General features: G+C 70.5%; 13 protein-coding genes and 1 riboswitch. Of the genes, 11 read left to right on the top strand and 2 right to left on the bottom strand.

The window, feature by feature from the left end; genetic code table 11:
- The first annotated feature begins 137 nt into the window (after window positions 1–137).
- The 10 genes from EES43_RS03245 to EES43_RS03200 all read left to right on the top strand — a co-directional run bounded on the left by EES43_RS03245 (window position 138) and on the right by EES43_RS03200 (window position 10,166).
- On the top strand, window positions 138–746 hold the full coding sequence (locus tag EES43_RS03245; protein ID WP_124267259.1) for a CDP-alcohol phosphatidyltransferase family protein: 609 nt from the start codon (window positions 138–140) through the stop codon (window positions 744–746).
- A 113-nt stretch (window positions 747–859) separates the two neighbouring features.
- Window positions 860–3,355: a mannose-1-phosphate guanyltransferase gene (locus EES43_RS03240; RefSeq protein ID WP_124267258.1), complete on the top strand. Its 2,496-nt coding sequence runs from the start codon at window positions 860–862 to the stop codon at window positions 3,353–3,355.
- Window positions 3,356–3,454: 99 nt separating this feature from the next.
- On the top strand, window positions 3,455–4,369 hold the full coding sequence (locus EES43_RS03235) for a DUF881 domain-containing protein (protein WP_206429986.1): 915 nt from the start codon (window positions 3,455–3,457) through the stop codon (window positions 4,367–4,369).
- Window positions 4,366–4,698: a small basic family protein gene (locus tag EES43_RS03230; RefSeq protein ID WP_003970459.1), complete on the top strand. Its 333-nt coding sequence runs from the start codon at window positions 4,366–4,368 to the stop codon at window positions 4,696–4,698. Before EES43_RS03235 ends, EES43_RS03230 begins: the two co-directional genes overlap by 4 nt.
- Window positions 4,699–4,703: 5 nt before the next feature.
- Complete coding sequence (locus EES43_RS03225; RefSeq protein WP_124267257.1) at window positions 4,704–5,507, top strand: DUF881 domain-containing protein; 804 nt, start codon at window positions 4,704–4,706, stop codon at window positions 5,505–5,507.
- A 190-nt stretch (window positions 5,508–5,697) separates the two neighbouring features.
- Complete coding sequence (locus tag EES43_RS03220; RefSeq protein WP_124267256.1) at window positions 5,698–6,489, top strand: FHA domain-containing protein; 792 nt, start codon at window positions 5,698–5,700, stop codon at window positions 6,487–6,489.
- Window positions 6,490–6,531: 42 nt separating this feature from the next.
- The gene (locus EES43_RS03215; protein WP_124267255.1) at window positions 6,532–7,275 is read left to right on the top strand and encodes a transcriptional regulator FtsR; all 744 of its coding nucleotides are present in this window, start codon (window positions 6,532–6,534) and stop codon (window positions 7,273–7,275) included.
- Window positions 7,276–7,328: 53 nt separating this feature from the next.
- Window positions 7,329–7,802, top strand: coding sequence for a bifunctional nuclease family protein (locus EES43_RS03210; protein WP_006123076.1), 474 nt, complete (start codon window positions 7,329–7,331; stop codon window positions 7,800–7,802).
- Between the two features lie 168 nt (window positions 7,803–7,970).
- Entirely contained in the window at window positions 7,971–8,588 is a 618-nt protein-coding gene (locus tag EES43_RS03205) for a MerR family transcriptional regulator (protein WP_124267254.1), read from the top strand.
- 111 nt (window positions 8,589–8,699) lie between these two features.
- Entirely contained in the window at window positions 8,700–10,166 is a 1,467-nt protein-coding gene (locus tag EES43_RS03200) for a DNA polymerase IV (protein ID WP_124267253.1), read from the top strand.
- Here EES43_RS03200 and EES43_RS03195 read toward each other — a convergent pair.
- Window positions 10,088–10,459, bottom strand: a complete 372-nt coding sequence (locus EES43_RS03195) for a PRC-barrel domain-containing protein (protein ID WP_124271768.1) — start codon at window positions 10,457–10,459, stop codon at window positions 10,088–10,090. The two genes, EES43_RS03200 and EES43_RS03195, sit on opposite strands and share 79 nt — an antisense overlap.
- Window positions 10,460–10,590: 131 nt before the next feature.
- Window positions 10,591–10,688: riboswitch (glycine riboswitch) on the top strand.
- Window positions 10,689–10,883: 195 nt separating this feature from the next.
- Between EES43_RS03195 and gcvP the strand changes: the two genes are divergently transcribed.
- On the top strand, window positions 10,884–13,769 hold the full coding sequence (gene gcvP / locus EES43_RS03190) for an aminomethyl-transferring glycine dehydrogenase (protein WP_124267252.1): 2,886 nt from the start codon (window positions 10,884–10,886) through the stop codon (window positions 13,767–13,769).
- Window positions 13,770–13,888: 119 nt separating this feature from the next.
- Here gcvP and EES43_RS03185 read toward each other — a convergent pair whose 3' ends face one another.
- On the bottom strand, window positions 13,889–14,095 hold the full coding sequence (locus tag EES43_RS03185; protein WP_124267251.1) for a DUF5999 family protein: 207 nt from the start codon (window positions 14,093–14,095) through the stop codon (window positions 13,889–13,891).
- Window positions 14,096–14,226 lie beyond the last annotated feature (131 nt).

Genomic DNA, 14,226 nt, shown 5'->3' with positions numbered 1-14,226 from the left:
CCTGCGTTCCGGGCCGATTCCTGTTGGATTCTCTTCGTCGCTTGCGTCCCCTTTGCCTACCCCTGTGCGTCTGCCGGCCGAACCTGAGGGTAAGGTCGGGGGGCATCATTGGCACGTTCTTCACAGGAGGCCCCCGGGTGGAGGTCCAGGAGACTCGGGTCCAGACGGACCGGGTCCTCACCATCCCCAACATCCTCAGCATGGCTCGCCTCGTCGGGGTGCCGCTCTTCCTGTGGCTCATCCTCCGCCCGGTCTTCGGCGGCCCCCAGAGTGACGGCTGGGCCCTGCTGGTGCTGATGCTCAGCGGGATCAGCGACTACCTCGACGGGAAGCTGGCCCGACGATGGAACCAGATCAGCAGTCTCGGCCGGCTCCTGGACCCGGCGGCCGACCGGCTCTACATCCTCTCCACCATCGTCGGACTCACCTGGCGCGAGATCCTGCCGCTCTGGCTCACCGCGGCCCTTCTCGCCCGGGAGCTGATGCTTCTGGTCATGGTGCTGATCCTGCGACGCCACGGCTATCCGCCGCCGCAGGTCAACTTCCTCGGCAAAGCTGCAACGTTCAACCTGATGTACGCCTTCCCCTTGTTGCTGCTCAGCGACGGTAGTGGTTGGCTGGCTACAGTGGCCGCTGTTTTCGGATGGGCGTTCGCCGGATGGGGTACAACGCTCTATTGGTGGGCAGGGATCCTCTACGTAGTGCAAGTCCGCCGGCTGGTCAAGGCGGATGCAGTAGCCGATTGAGCTCGTTGACGCAGTGCCGAGCAGTGTGGCCGGCACATGCTGGATGTCTCGAAAGCAGCCCCGACGGGCGAAGTCGGCTAACCGTCGTCTCTTTGTAGGAGGACGTTTCCGACATGAAGGCCGTCGTGATGGCTGGTGGTGAAGGCACACGCCTTCGCCCCATGACCTCGAGCATGCCCAAGCCGCTCCTGCCGGTGGCCAATCGGCCCATCATGGAGCACGTACTCCGGCTTCTCAAGCGGCATGGGCTCAGTGAAACAGTGGTCACCGTCCAGTTCCTCGCCTCCCTCGTCAAGAACTATTTCGGGGACGGGGAGGAGCTCGGAATGGAGCTCACCTATGCCAACGAGGAGAAGCCACTCGGCACCGCCGGGAGCGTGAAGAACGCCGAGGAAGCGCTGAAGGACGACACCTTCCTCGTCATTTCCGGTGACGCGCTCACCGACTTCGACCTCACCGACCTGATCGCCTTCCACAAGGAGAAGGGCGGCCTCGTCACGGTCTGCCTCACCCGGGTACCCAACCCGCTGGAGTTCGGCATCACCATCGTCGACGAGGAAGGCCAGGTCGAGCGGTTCCTGGAGAAGCCCACCTGGGGGCAGGTGTTCTCCGACACCGTCAACACGGGCATCTACGTCATGGAGCCCGAGGTCTTCGACTACGTCCAGGCCGACACCTCCGTCGACTGGTCGGGTGACGTCTTTCCTCAGCTCATGAAGGAGGGCAAGCCGATCTACGGCTACATCGCCGAGGGCTACTGGGAGGACGTGGGCACGCACGAGAGCTACGTGAAGGCCCAGGCGGACGTCCTGGAGCGCAAGGTCGACGTGGAGCTGGACGGCTTCGAGATCTCGCCCGGCGTCTGGGTCGCCGAAGGCGCCGAGGTCCACCCGGACGCCGTGCTGCGCGGGCCGCTGTACATCGGCGACTACGCCAAGGTCGAGGCGGACGTCGAGATCCGCGAACACACGGTGGTGGGGTCGAACGTCGTCGTCAAGACAGGGGCGTTCCTCCACAAGGCCGTGGTGCACGACAACGTCTACATCGGACAGCACAGCAACCTCCGGGGCTGCGTCGTCGGGAAGAACACCGACATCATGCGGGCCGCCCGGATCGAGGACGGTGCCGTCATCGGTGACGAATGCCTGGTCGGTGAGGAATCGATCATTCAGGGCAACGTCCGGGTGTACCCGTTCAAGACCATCGAAGCGGGCGCGTTCGTCAACACGTCGGTCATCTGGGAGTCCCGCGGGCAGGCGCACCTCTTCGGCGCGCGCGGAGTCTCCGGAATCCTCAACGTGGAGATCACCCCGGAACTGGCCGTCCGGCTCGCCGGCGCCTACGCCACGACCCTCAAGAAGGGGTCGACCGTCACGACCGCCCGCGACCACTCCCGAGGCGCCCGCGCGCTCAAGCGCGCGGTGATCTCGGCGCTGCAGGCCAGCGCCATCGACGTACGGGACCTGGAGAACGTACCGCTGCCCGTGGCGCGGCAGCAGACGGCCCGAGGCAGCGCCGGCGGCATCATGATCCGCACCTCGCCCGGTGTGCCGGACTCGGTGGACATCATGTTCTTCGACGAACGGGGCGCGGACCTCTCGCAGGCGCAGCAGCGCAAGCTCGACCGCGTCTACGCCCGCCAGGAGTACCGCAGGGCCTTCCCCGGCGAGATCGGCGACCTCTACTTCCCGTCCAGCGTCTTCGACTCGTACACCGGCTCCCTTCTGCGCAACGTCGACACGACGGGCATCGCCGACGCCGAGCTGAAGGTCGTGGTCGACGCCTCGAACGGCAGCGCCGGCCTCGTCCTGCCCAGCCTCCTCGGGCGGCTCGGAGTGGACGCGCTGACCATCAACCCCGGGCTCGACGAGTCGCGGCCCACCGAGTCCGCCGAGACCCGGCGGGCCGGGCTGGTGCGGCTCGGTGAGATCGTGTCCTCCGCACGGGCCGCCTTCGGTGTGCGCTTCGACCCCGTGGGCGAAAGACTCTCGCTCGTCGACGAGCGCGGCCGGATCATCGAGGACGACCGGGCCCTGCTGGTCCTCCTCGATCTCGTCGCCGCCGAGCGGCGCAGCGGACGGGTCGCACTGCCGGTGACCACCACGCGCGTCGCGGAACAGGTGGCCGCCTACCACGGCACGCAGGTGGAATGGACGACCACCTCGCCCGACGACCTGACCCGGGTGGGTCGCGAGGAGACCACCATCTTCGGGGGAGACGGGCGCGGCGGCTTCATCGTTCCCGAATTCAGCAGCGTCTTCGACGGGACGGCGGCGTTCGTCCGCCTCATCGGCCTGGTCGCGCGCACCCAGCTCACGCTGAGCCAGATCGACGCCCGCATTCCGCGGGCCCACGTCCTGCGGCGTGACCTGGCCACTCCGTGGGCCGTCAAGGGCCTAGTCATGCGCCGCGTCGTCGAGGCGGCGGGGGACCGCAGCGTGGACACCACGGACGGGGTCCGCGTCGTCGAGACGGACGGCCGGTGGATCATGGTGCTGCCGGACCGGGCGGAAGCCGTCACCCACCTGTGGGCCGAAGGGCCCGACGACGCCTCCGCGCAGGCACTCCTCGACGAGTGGTCGGCCGTGGTGGAGAGCGCCGGCGACTGACCCGCAACCGGTGTCCCGAACCGCCTCCGGACCGGGGCGGTTCGGGATGCCGATGGGGCCATTCGGCGGTAGCCGCGGTGACGTGCGACGATGTGCGGCATGTCGCAGCAGTCCCCCGATCGGAGCACAGCCCCGCGCCCCGCCCGCCCCGACGCCTCCATGTCGCTGCTGAACAACGTGATGGACCACAGCCTCGACGAGGGATACGCGGAGGCTTCGGCGCGTCGCGAGGCCGACGGGAGCGCGGGGCTGCCCCGTACGCTGAAGTCGAAGCTCGGCCTGGCCGCCGGACTGGTCCTTGCGGCCCTGGTCGTCACCCTCGGCGCGGCCGAGGCGCGCGTGTCGGCCCCGGTCGTCGCCAAGGAGCGCGAAGAGCTGATCGACCGCATCGACGCGGAGACCAAAACCGCGGACACGCTGGAGTCGGACGTCGACGAGCTCCGCACGGACGTGAGCGAGCGGCAGCGCAAGGCGCTGGAGCGGCACGGCGGGGACCAGGGCCAGCTGGTGGCCCTGCTGTCCGGAGCGACTCCGGTGCAGGGGCCCGGGGTGAAGCTGGTCGTCGACGACGCCGAGGACACCGACCAGGGCGGTGGCGGGCCGCGTGAGTCGACGGGCTTCGCCGACACCGGACGGGTGCGCGACCGCGACATGCAGCGGGTCGTCAACGGCCTGTGGGAATCGGGCGCCGAGGCCATCGCCATCAATGGGCAAAGGCTGACGGCGCTCTCGGCCATCCGGGCCGCGGGCGACGCCATACTGGTCGACAACAGGCCGCTCGTACCGCCGTACACGGTGCTGGCGGTGGGGGACGGGAAGAAGCTCGCGACCGCGTTCCAGGACAGTGCCGACGGCCTGTACCTCAACGCGTTGAAGGAGAGCTTCGACATCCGCACCAGCATCTCCGATCAGAAGGAGGTGCGGCTTCCGGCCGCGCCGAGCCTGATCGTCCGTACAGCAGAGCCGAAGGCCGCCGGCAGTGGTGCGGCAGACACAGGGAAGGGCACATCGTGATCGCCGTACTGGGCCTCGTGGTGGGAGTCGTGGTCGGACTGTTGGTCCGGCCCGAGGTGCCGGCGGTGGTCGAGCCCTATCTGCCGATCGCGGTGGTGGCCGCGCTCGACGCCGTGTTCGGCGGTCTGCGGGCCATGCTCGACGGCATCTTCGTCGACAAGGTCTTCGTGGTGTCGTTCCTGTCCAACGTCGTGGTGGCCGCGCTGATCGTGTTCCTCGGCGACAAACTCGGTGTCGGCGCGCAGCTCTCAACGGGTGTGGTGGTCGTGCTCGGCATCCGGATCTTCTCCAACGCCGCCGCGATCCGCCGGCACGTCTTCCGGGCTTGAGGCCGATGAACAACGACGAGATGCCCCACAGCCACCGGCCGTCCGGCGGCGAGCCCGTCCCGCCGGCCCCCCTCCCGCCGGCGCCGCGGATCACCGGGCGACAGCGGCTCCGCGCCGGGCTGTGGCCGCCCCGGCTGAGCCGGGCCCAACTGGTCGTGGCCCTGCTGCTGTTCGGACTCGGCCTGGGCCTGGCGATCCAGGTGCGGTCCACCAACGACGACAGCGCGCTGCGGGGCGCCCGGCAGGAGGACCTGGTCCGGATCCTCGACGAGGTCGACGACCGCACCCAGCGCCTGGAGGACGAGAAGCAGCGGCTGGTCGACCAGCGCACCGAGCTGGAGAACAGCTCCGACCAGGCCGAAGAGGCCCGGAAGCAGACGCTGGAGAAGGAACGGCAGCTGGGGATCCTCGCGGGCACGGTGGCCGCGCACGGCCCGGGGATCACGCTGACCATCAGCGATCCCGTCGGAGCGGTGGCCCCGGACATGCTGCTCGACGCCATCCAGGAGCTGCGCGCGGCCGGCGCCGAGGCCATGGAGGTCAACGGCGTCCGGGTGGTGGCCAATACGTACTTCTCCGGCGACGCGGGAGACCTCCAGGTGGACGGTCGGAAGATCCAGGCGCCTTACACGTTCGAGGTCATCGGCAGACCGCAGGATCTGGAGCCCGCGCTCAACATTCCCGGCGGTGTGGTGCAGACCTTGGAGAAGGAGCAGGCCACAGCGGTGGTCGAGCGCTCCGACGACATCGTCGTCGATGCCTTGCGACCGGCCGAACGCCCTGACTACGCTCGGTCGTCGGCCCGGTGATCGCGTCGGGGGCGCACAACGGAGTACGAGAGCGGGAGGTTGCGGGGGGTCGGCGCACCGGATCGGTGGTGCGTGGTGGAAACTGTCGAGTGGATACGGACGTTGTGAAGACGTCCGGGTCGGCAGGTGTGTTCATTCAGGGTTCGTCCTGCCCCACGGGCGGGTCTATGTCGGTCAAGGGGAATCGCCCGTGAAGTTGTTTGCGAAGTTGTTCGGGAAGAGTGCACGCGAGGACAGCAACAGTGCTGCTCGCCACCGTGCTCCTCGCCACGGCCAGGGCGAGGGACAGGAAGCGGAGCGTCCGCTCTTCCGTGATGAGGTGTCCGGCGCCGCCGGTCAGACCCCGGGTGGACCCGGCGTGTCGTCTGTTGACCCGGCCGGTGCCGGGCGCATAGGTTTCGGCGAACCATCAACCTCGACCACAGGTGGAGGGTTCACCCCGGAGGGCTCGTCGATGCCGGTCTGCCCGAGGTGCGGCCACCGCAATTCGGAGGCCGGCCGATTCTGCTCCAACTGCGGTTCGCCGCTGCGGGGCGGTGTCCCCGAGCGCGCCTCGGAGACGACGTCCACGATCTCCATCTCCGGGCTGGAGGCCTACGAGGCCGAGGCGACGGGCCAGACGGCCCTGCCCTCGCTCTCGCCGGAGGCCCAGGCGGCCGTCGACGCGCTGCCCGGAGGCTCGGCGCTGCTGGTCGTGCGCCGCGGCCCGAACTCCGGCAGCCGCTTTCTGCTGGACAGCGACCTGACGACCGCCGGTCGTCACCCGCAGAGCGATATCTTCCTCGACGACGTGACCGTGTCGCGGCGTCATGTGGAGTTCCGCCGGGGTCCGGACGGTAGCTTCACCGTGGGTGATGTCGGCAGCCTCAACGGCACCTACGTCAACCGTGAGCGCATCGATTCGGTCCTGCTGTCCAACGGCGACGAAGTCCAGATCGGAAAGTACCGCCTGGTCTTCTACGCGAGCCCGCGGGGCGTCTGACCCGCCCCCGGACTCCGTCCGGGGGAACCCCCAGGAAGGCCCATGCTGCGAACACCGACAGGCGGCGCCGGCCACGGCGCCGCCACCGCGGACGCCCGCTCGATGAGCATCGGAACGGTGCTCGTCGAGTTGCGCGAGGAGTTTCCCGAAGTCACCATCTCCAAGATCCGCTTCCTGGAGGCGGAGGGGCTCATCGAGCCGCAGCGCACCCCTTCCGGATACCGGAAGTTCTCGTCCGGCGATGTCGAGCGTCTGGCGCAGGTGCTCCGCATGCAGCGGGACCACTACCTGCCGCTCAAGGTCATCCGCGAGTACCTGGACGCCGTCGCCCGGGGGGAGCAGGCCGCGCTGCCCTCCCCGGGAGGGCAGCGGGACCTCGCCGAGGGCGTGTGGGAGACCGGGCCCGGTGCGGCGACCGCCGTCCGCATCGGTCGCGCCGAGCTGCTGGCGGCGGCCGAGGTCGACGAGGAGCGGCTGGCGGAGTGGGAGTCCTACGGGCTCATCGTTCCGGCCCCGGACGGCGGCTACGACGCCGACGTGGTGACCGTGGCGAAGCTGGTGGCCGATCTGGGCCGGTTCGGTCTCGAACCACGCCATCTGCGGGCCATGCGGGCTTCCGCGGACCGCGAGGCCGGATGGGTCGAACAGCTGGTCGCACCCTTGCGGCGGCACCGGAATCCGCAGACCAGGGCCCATGCGGAGGCCACGGCGAACGAGCTCGCCGAGCTCTCCGTACGGCTGCACGCGGCGCTCGTGCAGACGGCTCTGCGGAGTCGTCTGCGCTGAGCACGGACGAGCCCGACTACCCAAACATGGCGAGCACGTCCTAGGGTTGCTGTGTGAACGAGCTCGACGTTGTCGGTGTCCGGGTGGAAATGCCCTCCAACCAACCGATCGTTCTCCTGCGTGAAGTGGGAGGCGACCGGTACCTCCCCATTTGGATCGGTCCTGGTGAGGCGACCGCGATCGCCTTCGCCCAGCAGGGCATGGCTCCGGCCAGGCCGCTGACCCATGATCTGTTCAAGGATGTGCTCGAGGCCGTGGGCCAGGAGCTCACCGAGGTCCGTATCACGGACCTTCGCGAAGGGGTGTTCTACGCGGAGCTCGTGTTCGCCAGCGGGGTCGAGGTGAGCGCACGGCCGTCCGACGCCATAGCGCTCGCCCTGCGGACCGGCACGCCGATCTACGGCAGTGACGGCGTGCTGGACGACGCGGGCATCGCGATCCCCGACGAGCAGGAGGACGAGGTGGAGAAGTTCCGCGAATTCCTCGACCAGATCTCGCCGGAGGACTTCGGTACGAACAGCCAGTAACCGTCCCGCAGGGGTGTCGTCAGCGCATCCGACAAGCCTTTCCCGGAAACGAGACACGGGAAACCACCCTCAGGGTGATTATCACTCGGCGTGCCGAGTGTGGCGATCGTTGACGCACCCCGAGTGACTGCCTACCTTCGAGTGGGCAGGTCAAGGACGGAGGTCGGCGTGAGAAGCAGCGGCGACGGTACGGCGGCGGGCGGGCCGTATCCGCAGCACGGCAGTGGAGCCGACCACGCCATCAGGCAGCCGGCTGCGCCGGCCGCGGTGGCGGCGGACGGCACGGCGGCGACCGGCGATATCGGCTATCGCGGTCCGACGGCGTGCGCGGCGGCGGGGATCACCTACCGCCAGCTGGACTACTGGGCCCGAACGGGGCTGGTCGAACCGAGCGTGCGCCCGGCCTACGGGTCGGGGACGCAGCGCCTCTACAGTTTCCGGGACGTGGTCCTCCTCAAGATCGTCAAACGGTTCCTGGACACCGGCGTCGCCCTGCAGAACATCCGCACCACGGTGCAGCACCTGCGGGCCCGGGGCTTCCAGGATCTGGAACGCATGACGCTGATGAGCGACGGGGCGACGGTCTACGAGTGCTCCTCGCCCGACGAGGTCGTCAGCCTCCTCCAGGGCGGGCAGGGCGTCTTCGGCATCGCCGTGGGCGTCGTCTGGCGGGACGTGGACGCGGCGCTCTCCCAACTCCACGGCGAGCGCGTCGACACCGGCGAGACGCTCATCGGGCACAACCCCGCCGACGAGCTGGCCCGGCGGCGCAACCGCGCCGTATGAGCCGCTGAGCGACCGGACCACCCCGGCGGGCCGCACCGGCCGGGGGCGGTCCGGCAGGCCCGCGGGCGTCGATCGGGCCCGTTGTCAGTGCCGTAGGGCAGCATCGGGGGTGTGAGACCCGCGCCGACCATCCTCCATCTGGACATGGATGCCTTCTACGCCTCGGCGGAGCAGGCGGCCAAGCCCAGTCTGCGCGGCAAAGCCGTGGTGGTGGGCGGTCTCGGCCCGCGCGGGGTGGTCGCCACCGCCTCGTACGAGGCCCGGCGGCTGGGAGTGCACTCCGCGATGCCCACCGCCCAGGCCAGGCGGCTCGCGCCGAACGCCGCGTACCTGGTGCCCCGCTTCTCGCTGTACCGGACGGTGAGCGACCAGGTGATGGAGCTCCTGGGACGGCTCTCGCCGCTGGTCGAGCCGCTGAGCCTGGACGAGGCCTTCGTCGACCTGGAAGCGGGCGGAACGGCGGACGACTCGGCGTCTGCGACGGCGACGGGGGAGCGGCTGCGGTCGGCCATCCGCGCCGTGACCGGCCTCAGCGGCTCCGTCGGCCTCGCCGGCTCCAAGATGCTCGCGAAGATCGCCTCCGAGCAGGCCAAGCCGGACGGGCTGCTGCTCATCGAGCCGGGCACCGAACGCGAACTGCTGGCGCCCATGTCCGTCCGGACGCTCCCGGGCGTCGGCCCCGCCACCGGGGACCACCTCAGACGGGCCGGCATGACGACGGTCCACGACCTGGCCGAGGCCGGCGAGGCGGAGCTGGTACGGCTGGTGGGCCGGGCCCACGGACTCTCGTTGTACCGGATGGCCCTGGGCCTGGACGACCGGCCGGTGGTGGCGGAACGGGACGCCAAGTCCGTGTCGGTGGAGGACACCTTCGACGTCGACCTGCACGACCGGGTCCGCATCCGGACCGAGGTCGAGCGGCTGGCGGTCCGCTGCGTGGAGCGGTTGCGGTCAGCGCACCGGTCGGGGCGGACCGTGGTGCTCAAGGTGCGCCGCTACGACTTCTCCACCCTCACGCGCTCCGAAACCCTCAGAGGGCCGACGGACGACCCCACCGTGGTCCGTGAGGCCGCGGCGCGGCTCCTGGACGGGGTGGACACCACCGGCGGCGTACGGCTGCTGGGCGTCGGCGTGACGGGGCTGGCCGACTTCACCCAGGAGGACCTGTTCGCGCAGGCCGCCGACGCGCGGGAGCTGGCCGAGCGGTCCGCCCGCACCGAGGCGCCCGCCGCGGACGGCGGACCCGGCGACGAGCCGGCCGTCGCCGAGGAGGCGGAGCCGGAGGGCGCCGAGCAGCTCGCCGCCCGGCGCTGGCCCGCCGGGCACGACGTGCACCATGACACGTACGGGCACGGCTGGGTGCAGGGCAGCGGCGTCGGCCGGGTCACCGTCCGATTCGAGGAACCGTGGAGCGGGCCAGGCCGGGTCGTCACGTTCCGCGTCGACGATCCGCGACTGCGCTCCGCCGATCCGCTGCCGCTGGTCCGCGACCCGGTCGACTACTCCTCCTGGCCGGCCAGCCTGCCGAAGTCCCGGCCCGGACCGGCGCCCTCCGCCGGAGGCGAGTCCAGTCCGTAGTGGCGGTAGAGCTGCAGTTCCTGCTCGGGCGACAGGTGCCGGCCGACGCCGAAGTCCGGCGCCCCCTTGATCAGCGCCCGGTCGAACGGGACCCGCAGCACATCCTGCTCGAACTCGCTGGGTTCGAGCGGGACGAACGCGTCCCTGCTGAAGAGTCCGGTGCGTACGGCCGCCCACTCGGGCACGCCCGTCGCGTCGTCGAGGTAGACCTCGTCCACCGTTCCGATCTTGGCGCCCTTGCGATCGAACGCCTTGCGGCCGATCAGGCGGCGCGGATCGATGTCGGCCTGCACGGTGCCTCCCACGGGTCGCAACTGCTCAGGGTGCTCCCTGTCGCTCCACCACCACACAAGTGCAGATCCGCGGCGTCGGCCACTCGAGAGCTCCCCCCGCGGTGGCCGCTGGTAGTCTGGGACGCGGCTGCCGACCCCGTGCGGGAGAGTCCTCCGGTGCGGAATCCGGAGGCGCCGAAGGAGCAAATCCTCCCCGGAATCTCTCAGGCCCCCGTACCGCACGGACGAGGTCACTCTGGAAAGCAGGGCGGTTCCGTGCGGGCGCAGGCCGGGACGGACTCGACCCTCACCGACGGTGAAAGCCGGTACGCCCCCGGGCGCGCCGGTGAAGCTCTCAGGTCGAGATGACAGAGGGGGAGGCCGTTCGGGCACCCGCGCCGCGCGGTGCCCCTCGCAGGTCGTGTCAGACCAGGAGGCCTCCACCATGACCCCCCGTCGCACTCCGCTCTCCCAGCTGGAGCAGGGCATTCCGTTCGAGCAGCGCCACATAGGGCCCGACGCCGGCGCCCAGGCCAAGATGCTCGCCCAGGTCGGCTACGGCTCCCTCGACGAGCTGACCGCCGCGGCGGTGCCCGACGTGATCAGGAGCGCGGAGGCCCTGGACCTTCCGGCGGCGCGCACCGAGGCGGAGGTACTGGCCGAGCTCCGCTCGCTGGCCGACCGCAACCAGGTGCTCGCCCCGATGATCGGCCTCGGCTACTACGGCACCTTCACGCCGCCCGTCATCCTGCGCAACGTCATGGAGAACCCCGCGTGGTACACGGCCTACACGCCGTACCAGCCGGAGATCTCCCAGGGCCGCCTCGAAGCCCTCCTGAACTTCCAGACGATGGTCGCCGACCTGACCGGCCTGCCCACCTCCGGCGCCTCGCTGCTCGACGAGGGCACCGCCGCCGCCGAGGCGATGGCGCTGTCCCGGCGCGTGGGCAAGGTCAAGAACGGCGTCTTCCTGGTCGACGCCGACACCCTGCCGCAGACCGTCGCGGTGATCGAGACCCGCGCGGAGCCCACCGGCGTCGAGGTCGTCGTCGCCGACCTGAGCGACGGCATCCCCGCCGCGATCGCCGAGCGCGGCGTCTTCGGCGTCCTGCTCCAGTACCCGGGCGCCTCCGGAGCGGTGCGGGCCATCGAGCCCGTCGTCGAGCAGGCGCACGAGCTCGGCGCGATCGTCACCGTCGCCGCCGACCTGCTGGCCCTCACGCTGCTCGCCTCGCCCGGATCGCTCGGCGCGGACATCGCCGTCGGCACCACTCAGCGCTTCGGCGTCCCGATGGGCTTCGGCGGCCCGCACGCCGGATTCATGGCGGTCCGTGAGAAGTTCGCCCGCAGCCTGCCCGGCCGCCTCGTCGGCGTGTCCGTCGACGCCGACGGCGACAAGGCCTACCGCCTGGCCCTGCAGACCCGCGAGCAGCACATCCGCCGCGAGAAGGCCACCAGCAACATCTGCACCGCGCAGGTCCTGCTCGCCGTCATGGCCGGTATGTACGCCGTCTACCACGGCCCCGACGGGCTGCGGACGATCGCCCGGCGCACCCACCGCTACGCCGCGGTCCTGGCCGAGGGCCTGAAGGCGGCCGGCGCGGAGCTCGTGCACGGCGCGTTCTTCGACACGCTGACCGTGCGCGCGCCCGGCAGGGCCGCGGACATCGTCGCGGAGGCCCGGGAGCGCGGTGTCAACCTCCGCCTCGTCGACGCCGACCACGTCTCGATCGCCTGCGACGAGACGACCAACCGCGCGCGGATCGCCGCTGTCTGGGCCGCCTTCGGCGCGGACGGCGACATCGAGGCGCTGGACGCCTCGTCCGCCGACGCGCTGCCCGAGGCGCTGCTGCGCGGCGACGACATCCTCACCCATCCCGTCTTCCACCAGCACCGCTCCGAGACCGCGATGCTGCGCTACCTGCGCAGGCTCTCCGACCGTGACTACGCGCTGGACCGCGGGATGATCCCGCTCGGCTCCTGCACGATGAAGCTGAACGCGACCGCCGAGATGGAGTCGATCACCTGGCCCGAGTTCGGCGCGCTGCACCCCTTCGCCCCGGCCGACCAGGCGCAGGGCTTCCTCACGCTCATCCGCGAGCTGGAGGAGCGCCTCGCCGAGGTGACCGGCTACGACGCCGTCTCCCTCCAGCCCAACGCCGGATCGCAGGGCGAGTTCGCCGGGCTGCTGGCCGTCCGCGCCTACCACCGCGCCAACGGCGACGACCAGCGCACCGTCTGCCTCATCCCGTCCTCCGCGCACGGCACCAACGCCGCCAGCGCGGTCATGGCCGGAATGAAGGTCGTCGTGGTGAAGACCGCCGACGACGGCGAGGTCGACATCGCGGACCTGCGGGCCAAGATCGGGCAGTACCGCGACGAGCTCGCCGTCCTCATGATCACCTACCCGTCCACGCACGGGGTCTTCGAGGAGCACGTCGCCGACATCTGCGGCGAGGTGCACGACGCCGGCGGCCAGGTCTACGTCGACGGCGCCAACCTCAACGCGCTGGTCGGACTGGCCAAGCCGGGCAAGTTCGGCGGCGACGTCTCGCACCTGAACCTGCACAAGACCTTCTGCATCCCGCACGGCGGCGGCGGCCCCGGCGTCGGCCCGGTCGGAGTCCGCGCCCACCTCGCGCCGTACCTGCCCAACCACCCGCTCCAGCCGGCGGTCGGCCCGGAGACCGGCGTCGGCCCGATCTCGGCCGCCCCGTGGGGCTCGGCGGGCATCCTGCCGATCTCGTGGGCATACGTCCGGCTGATGGGCGGCGAAGGGCTCAAGCGCGCCACGCAGGTCGCCGTGCTCGCCGCCAACTACATCGCCAAGCGGCTGGAGCCGCACTTCCCGATCCTGTACAACGGCCCGGCCGGACTGGTCGCGCACGAGTGCATCGTCGACCTGCGGCCGATCTCCAAGGCGACCGGCGTCTCCATCGACGACGTGGCCAAGCGCCTGATCGACTACGGCTTCCACTCGCCGACCATGTCGTTCCCGGTGGCCGGCACGCTGATGATCGAGCCGACGGAGAGCGAGAACCTGGCGGAGCTCGACCGGTTCTGCGACACCATGATCGCGATCCGCGCCGAGATCGAGAAGGTCGCCTCAGGCGAGTGGAGCGCGGACGACAACCCGCTGCGCAACGCCCCGCACACCGCCGCCGCCCTGGGCGGCGAGTGGACGCACGGCTACAGCCGTGAGGAGGCCGTGTTCCCGGCCGGAGTGTCGGCCGCCGACAAGTACTGGCCGCCGGTGCGCCGGATCGACGGGGCGTACGGCGACCGGAACCTCGTCTGCTCGTGCCCCCCGCTGGACGCGTACGACAGCTGAGCCGCATCGCGGTGCGTGGGCCGTGAGCGGTGCACGCCGGACATGCGTCGGGGCCGGTTCGGAGATGTCTCCGGGCCGGCCCCTTTCGTACGTGCGCCTCGGGTTGCCGTACGTGCGCCTCAGGCGGCCCTCATCACGCGGCCGGCCCCCAGCGGCCGGTTCGGAGCGATGATCTGCCCGTTCGGCAGCAGCTCGCCGGTGTCCTCGAAGAGCAGGACCCCGTTGCACAGGAGGCTCCAGCCCTGTTCGGGGTGGTGGGCCGTCAGGCGGGCCGCCTCCCGGTCGGGCGAGTCGGCGGTCGGGCAGGGTGGCTGGTGCTGGCACATGGCTGGGTTCTTTCGCTGCGTCGAGGTGAGTGTCCTGCGGCTGGACGAGTCGTTCATGGCCGCCCCCGTATCCGTTCGGTCCGGTCCCAGTGTTGCCCCACGGCGCTGATTCCGCAGGGATTTCGCCGTAG

Source organism: Streptomyces sp. ADI96-02, from assembly GCF_003846185.1.
Lineage (GTDB): Bacteria > Actinomycetota > Actinomycetes > Streptomycetales > Streptomycetaceae > Streptomyces.
This window is presented reverse-complemented; position numbering and strand designations above follow the sequence as displayed.